The sequence below is a fragment of the bacterium genome (assembly GCA_040753085.1).
GTDB lineage: Bacteria > UBA9089 > JASEGY01 > JASEGY01 > JASEGY01 > JASEGY01.
Window position 1 is genome coordinate 1 of the sequence record JBFMHI010000159.1, and the last position, 6,282, is coordinate 6,282.

General features: G+C 43.0%; 4 protein-coding genes. 2 read left to right on the top strand and 2 right to left on the bottom strand.

Going from position 1 to position 6,282, the window contains the following annotated elements; genetic code table 11:
• Nucleotides 1-123 precede the first annotated feature (123 nt).
• Both AB1797_12280 and AB1797_12285 read right to left on the bottom strand, forming a co-directional pair.
• Complete coding sequence (locus AB1797_12280) at nucleotides 124-1,044, bottom strand: hypothetical protein (GenBank protein MEW5768376.1); 921 nt, start codon at nucleotides 1,042-1,044, stop codon at nucleotides 124-126.
• A gap of 299 nt (nucleotides 1,045-1,343) precedes the next feature.
• Complete coding sequence (locus AB1797_12285; protein MEW5768377.1) at nucleotides 1,344-1,640, bottom strand: hypothetical protein; 297 nt, start codon at nucleotides 1,638-1,640, stop codon at nucleotides 1,344-1,346.
• A gap of 850 nt (nucleotides 1,641-2,490) precedes the next feature.
• Here AB1797_12285 and AB1797_12290 point away from each other — a divergent pair.
• On the top strand, nucleotides 2,491-3,393 hold the full coding sequence (locus tag AB1797_12290) for a hypothetical protein (GenBank protein ID MEW5768378.1): 903 nt from the start codon (nucleotides 2,491-2,493) through the stop codon (nucleotides 3,391-3,393).
• Nucleotides 3,394-3,690: 297 nt separating this feature from the next.
• The gene (locus AB1797_12295) at nucleotides 3,691-5,316 is read left to right on the top strand and encodes a DUF5610 domain-containing protein (GenBank protein MEW5768379.1); all 1,626 of its coding nucleotides are present in this window, start codon (nucleotides 3,691-3,693) and stop codon (nucleotides 5,314-5,316) included.
• The last annotated feature ends 966 nt before the right edge of the window (nucleotides 5,317-6,282 follow it).

Below are 6,282 nucleotides of genomic sequence, written 5' to 3' on the forward strand. Positions count from 1 at the left end.
AACTGTAAAAATAGTGAAGTTAATTGACCAGTGTTTTCTGTGAGAAAACTACAATCCTGTTCCGTCTATTTACTATATCGGATAATATAGACTAAACTTGAGTTTTTTTTTATGGCTGAGTAGTTACATAACCTCATTTAATGCCTCTTGAGTAATTATTGTTTCTTCCATTCGCTTTAAGATAACCTTTTTTAGGGTCTTATATCCAACTTCATCTATCGTTTCTTCTTTATTAAAGATTTTTACATTAGGTAAGACAAAACACATATCAAAATTACGAACAATATGTGGAAAATCATTTGAGTATCTCAACGCAATAGGGAAAGTATATATTATCCGTGAGTTAATCTTTGAAAGAGATATTCCATGTTCAAAGAAGAGATGTCGTGAGGTATTAAGGTCTGTTTTATCGATATCTTCAATAATAATGAGTAAACACTTTTTAGTTTTCCTTTCTATCTCCAAAATAGTAAGTTCTATTTTCTCAATAAGCTCTGAGAGTCTTGGTCCTACTCTTTCTCGCATAATTGTTCTACTTACAGTTTCACTACCAAATTTTCCTTCTATCTTTCCTACAAGAAGATTAAGATTAGTTGAAACACTTGCCTCTTTAGGAATTTCTATAACTATTTCTTTAGTAATCTCATTAGTGAACCAATCAAAGACATCTTCTAAAAGTGAGTCGTCTATTTTTACTTCATTTTCATGTGCTTGTTGTAATAGTTTAACTGCCATAGATAGGATTACATCTACATAATTCAGGTCATAAAGATTAAGACTTTCAGCAATGGAAAATTTAACAATAAAGAATTGCTCTCCAAGTAAGTAAGCGAGTTTACTTAACTCTGTGGATTTACCACTACCACGATGTCCACTGAAGAGTATCTTTACCTTATCTCTCATACTTCGCAGATATGTCTCCATTTCATGCAAAGAACCTCTTGGTCTTTCTACAAAATAATTATCCAATTCTTCTTGTGTAGAAAGTGATTTTTTAGGATTAAATAGATTGAGCACATCAATCAAATTATTAGCTTTTATCATTTACTTTAGCCTCCTTTTCAAAACGCATAAGAAATAGTTCAAGCTGGTCAGTAATAGTTATTCTCCCTTCCCCTATTACTATACTTTTGCACTTTTTGTCATTCCTGCGCAAGCAGGAATCCAGAAGCCTTGATATTACTGGATTCCCGCTTTGGCGGGAATGACGAGAGGTTATTGTAAAGTATTTGTCTTTCAAGTAGTTACAAAAAAGTGCAAAAGTATAGTGCTCTGTAAGTGTGCTTTTTCTAAAATCATTCTCCGTGTCTCAGTGTCTCTGTGGTGAACGATTACCGCAAAACTTAGCCCAATTCGTGCCGAATGGGTTCACCCATTTCGTCAAAATGGAAGCACCCGAAGGCATGATCACCATTATAGTCCAGGACCCTGAGGTCTTCTACCCCTTTTAATTCTTCAGCGATAGCCTCAAACCTGGCCCCGTATCTTTCTCTGGCTTTATCAACCGGGACCTCAAAGGCAATAAACTTATTTATCCCCTTGTGCTTCAGTTTAGTCAAGACCCTCTCATCTTCGAGATCGGGGTAAGTGGTTAAGAAAAGCACCGGACTTGTCCCTGAAAAGACTAAAAACCCTTTCATACTTTACCTCCTCTCTAGGAATTCCCAGACCTCTTTTTGATGATCCAGCAAAAAGTCCCAAAGGAATAAAAAAATTTTGACTTTTTGCCTAACCATCATTTTCGGGTTGCTAACTAAATGGATCGTAACCGTTCACGCCACCAAGACATTTGTGCCTTAGTGACTGAACACTTGCAATGAATATTATAACAGATTTATATTTATGTCAACAAAAATATTTGAGGTTGCTAATAAACTAAAATTAGCCATAAGTAAAAGGATCGGAGACCTAAACTCTTCTCATCGGCTTTGATTGTTCTGTAATCCATCTAATAACTAATCCATTTTTTGTCGATAAATATATTAGATAATTAAAGACAACAAGGATGTGACCCTTAGTCCAGGAGGGACGATAAGCGTAAAGATGAGGGATTAAAATAAGAAAAGGGCGACAAAAGGCTTATCGGCACCCAAAGGGTTCTGGTAAGCTTTTTTATTTATTGCGGGGAAAAGCCTCTCGTTAACTTGATGAAGTCTCTCTAATTTTACCTCGCAGGCAGGGCCGCTGATTCATCATACATAATGTCAATAGTTGCCCGCCAGCATAACTCGTGATGGCCGTTCGTGTTCGCCAAGCTTTTAATTGGCGGGCACGAACCCAGGTCACGATACCGGTCTATTGAGAGCCTATCCCAAAACCTTGGCGCGATGAAAGCCGATAAAGGAGGCAGCTACAACTGCCGATGGATAGAGGGCGCCAGTGGTCGCTCTCTAAGCGGTCGCGGCTCGGATCGGTTTTGGGATAAGCCCTGAATAGTCCTTAGACCGAAGCGTGGAAAGGACTAAAAAAATGATAAAAGGAGTAGTTTCTTTGAACTATCATAGAATTAGCACTAACATTCAATGGACTTCCAGGTCTGTTTCAGGTAGAGAGGAACCCACCGGGCAGGCTCATGCTCACAGAACGCCTTCCTTTAATGAGGATATATCCGCCCGATTTTCTGTTTCAGGGATGTTTGTTGACTTTGAAAAATATCGAAAAATAGCTGAAGAGATAAGAAGAAGGATTATTTCCGCTTTTGAGACATGGAAGGAGCCGGCTCCAGGCCTAGCCTATGACCCCGGCAAACCCAAACCTGCCCCTGATGGATGGGGAGGATCTGTGCCTGCCGCAGAAAAGCCTCCGGAGCTAGAAAAAGAGCCGCCAGTCGAAGAGGTCCCGAAAGCCCAACCAGTGGCTGAACCAAAAGAAGGTGGTCGCACCAAACATGTGGTTTATCTAAACTTCAGGGACGATGCCTTTGATAATCTGGGATTGTCAGAAGAGAAGAAACTTGAGGCCAAAGACCGGGCCATAGAAAAGGTGAAAGAAGAGTACCAAGACTACAATGTCGTAGTAGTGACTGAACCTCCAAAGGAAGGAGAGTTCACTACCATAGTCATTGGTGGGACAAGCCCTAAAGAGGGTGCCCTGGGCCTGGCAGAATACGATCCGGGTAACAAAGACCTGAGCAATATGGGCTATGTTTACACCCAGGAGCTTCCAAAGGGCCATGCGGCCCTTGATTCGGTTGAGGAAGTCGGTGATGCCGTGGGTAACATTATTACCCACGAGTTAGGACATACCCTGGGCCTGGATGACCACCAGGATCCCCGTGACAAAGAGATAATGGACGGGCAAATGAAGATCTCCAGTTTGCCGTGGGATAAATATTTTACTCCAGCCAATCAGGAACTATTGGAAGAGAATGTTGGTTTCGATCAGGTAGCTTGATTTCAGAGGAAACAGGGCTAAACTAACTGAAAAAGAAAGAAGTGACGGGCTGAATGCTTCTAATTACCATAAATCGGCTTAAATGGCCTTAATAAAACTTTAGGGTTGTGCCGATTAAAGTATTAGTTGGTTGAGGGGAAAAGGGTTCAAGGACGAACCGGCAGGTGGGCTACCACGGAGGGCGGTAAGCGTAAAGATTGGGAAATATAGATATTGACTTCAAAAGGCTTATCGCTATCAAGGAATGTCCTTGAGTGATAAGCCTTTTTCTTTTTTAAAAAAGGGAGGGGATCAAAAATGTTAAACGGACTTCAGTTGGAAAAGGAGATTCCTGGATTTTTTCCAGGTCTGGGGATTGGTCAGGATAAAGAAGGGAATCTCCTGGCCGAAAGATTAAAGGGCGATTATTTTGCGACAGAACCTTTCCTTCGTCAAAGTGAGCTGAAAGATGAAGAAGGGAATCTTCTGGCGCAAGAACTTGAATTTGGACTATATAGGTCAGAGTTTCATTTTGATTATCAGAAATATACAAATGCCGCCAAGGGTCTCCAGCAGGCTGAACTGGCGGAAGCCCCTATTCAGGCCCAGGAGGCCGAGGAAAAAGGCCCAGACCGCTTGCCGCCAGTGAGAGATGGCTTTACGATCGAGAAAAGCGATCGTATTGTTGAAGCCGAAGAGGGTCATCGAACTTATGTGGCTGACAATGTAAAACCAGGTGATATTATTACGGTGGAGAACCTGGATACCGGTGAAATCGCCTCTTTTCAGGTAGATAAACAAGGTGGACTGCATATGATGGATGAGCCGGTGACGGAAGGCGAAAATGTAATGACCTACAAGCTTCACGAGGGTGATGTCTTGAATGTTGTCCCTGGCGGCGGCGCCCCGGCAGGAGGGCCGGATGACTTTTATGTGGACAGCTTTGATGAGGGAGATGTGGTGGGTATTGAAAATCTTGATACCGGTGAGAAGACCTTCTTCAGCATGGATGAGAATGGGATTTTTCATCAACTGGTCGGGGAGGAAGTAGATCGGGTTAATCAGCTATTAGAGCAGGGTGAAGATATTATCACTTATAAGGCACGTACTGGTGACCGGATTCACATTCAGGGTGAAGGTGAAAACGATAATACCTTAGTCACGCTTGAAGAGAACGGCTTTACTATTGAGCCTGAAGAAGAGGCTGAAGCCCTGCCTGCTCCGGCAGAGGGAGAAGGAGAGGATGTCTCTGTGGTCAGACCAACCCCAGCCGAAGCAGCCGAGGCAGAAGAAGGAAAGGGATTAGACCTCAGGGGTATGGCTGAGGCGTTGAAACAGCGGGTGGTCGATATTCTACTTGGTCGGGACATCGAAGAAGAAGAGGAAGTCGTTGGACTTAAGGAACTTCAGCCCACTGAAGAAGAAGAGCCGGTTGAAGAAATTACTGGTGAAGAAGTAGAGGATATAGATAATTCCAAAGGGGCCGATGGCCGCACAGTTTTAGAAGTGGCTGATACGATCAACGGCTTCATCAGGGATATGTATGAGCTTTACAAGGGGAAATATGGTGAAGGAAGCGAGCAACTTAATGATTTTGTGGAGATGATGAAGGGCGCGGTGGATGAAGGTATTCGGCAGGCCAGAGATGAACTTCAGGCCATGGGAACACTCGACGATTTTACCGGTAAGCGGATTGATCGGATTCAAGAACTGGTTCAGGAGGGAATCGATGAATTCTTCGAGGAAGAAATAGCCGCCTTTGAAGGGAAAATTGCTGAAGAGAATCTCGTCCTGCCAGAGAGGGAAGAGGAAGAAGAGGCTGAGGCAGTGCCTTTGGAAGAGATAGAGCAGGCTCAACTGGCTGCTCAGTCTGGAGCAAATTACCTGGCTGGAATGGGGTTTGAACCTCCGAGAGATTATACTGCCTTTGACTACAGAGTTTAAGTTAAAGGTATCTACTCAAAATCAAGTTAAAAAAGTAAGCTCATTACAGATTGTAGCGCTATGGGTTAAGTTTCATCTCCTTTTGTACCGACAGCGTCGGCATAAGAGCTTCCCCTCCCTTGATGCTTATCCTTACCCACATCTTCTAAAAACCACGAAGAACACAAAGGGCACGAAGAATTATAAAACAAATATTTTTTTCTTCGTGTCCTTCGTGCTCTTCGTGGTTTATCCTTACTTCTCCCATCCTTTTACCCAATTTGTGGGTAAGGATAAGCCCCTCAAGGGAGAGGGAATTTTGCTTTGTCTCCCAACTAACTGTTTAACTTAGTTTGTAACCGTTCAGGGGGTAATGAAAGTTGAGGGGAAATTTTTGTAACTATTCAGCTTTTAAGGCATAAAGACACAAAGATTACCAATAATAGCACACGGATTACACGGATGAGACGGATTGACACGGATAAAAAAATTTATTAGAAAAAATCCGTGAGAATCCGCCAAAATCTGTGTTATCCGTGTGCTATTCTATCATTCTCTTCGTGGCTTTGTGGCTGAACGGTTACGGATCCTTTACCAGCATCGAGGATCGAGCATCGAGCATCGGGGATCCAGCACCGAGGGATGAACGGTTACCTTAGTTTTGAGTAGTTACAGTTTAAGAAAGCATTCGGGTGTCAGCTCTCAGTCATCAGTTTGTAATGACTTAGTCACTAAGAGCCTATCCCCAAACCTCTCCTGTGTGATCAGAAACCAGGTTTCTTGAAGAAACCTGGTTTCTATCGCCCTGGTTTGGGGATAGGCTCTCAGGTGAATAGACTGAAGACTGAAGGCTAGTGCCGTGTCACGTTAGTATTTATGGGTAGAGTCTCTTTAGTAGGGGCGAATAATTATTCGCCCCTACCTCCTCCTTTTGCAAGGACGATTCGCGAATCGCCCTTACTGTAGGGGCACGTGGCAACGTGCCCC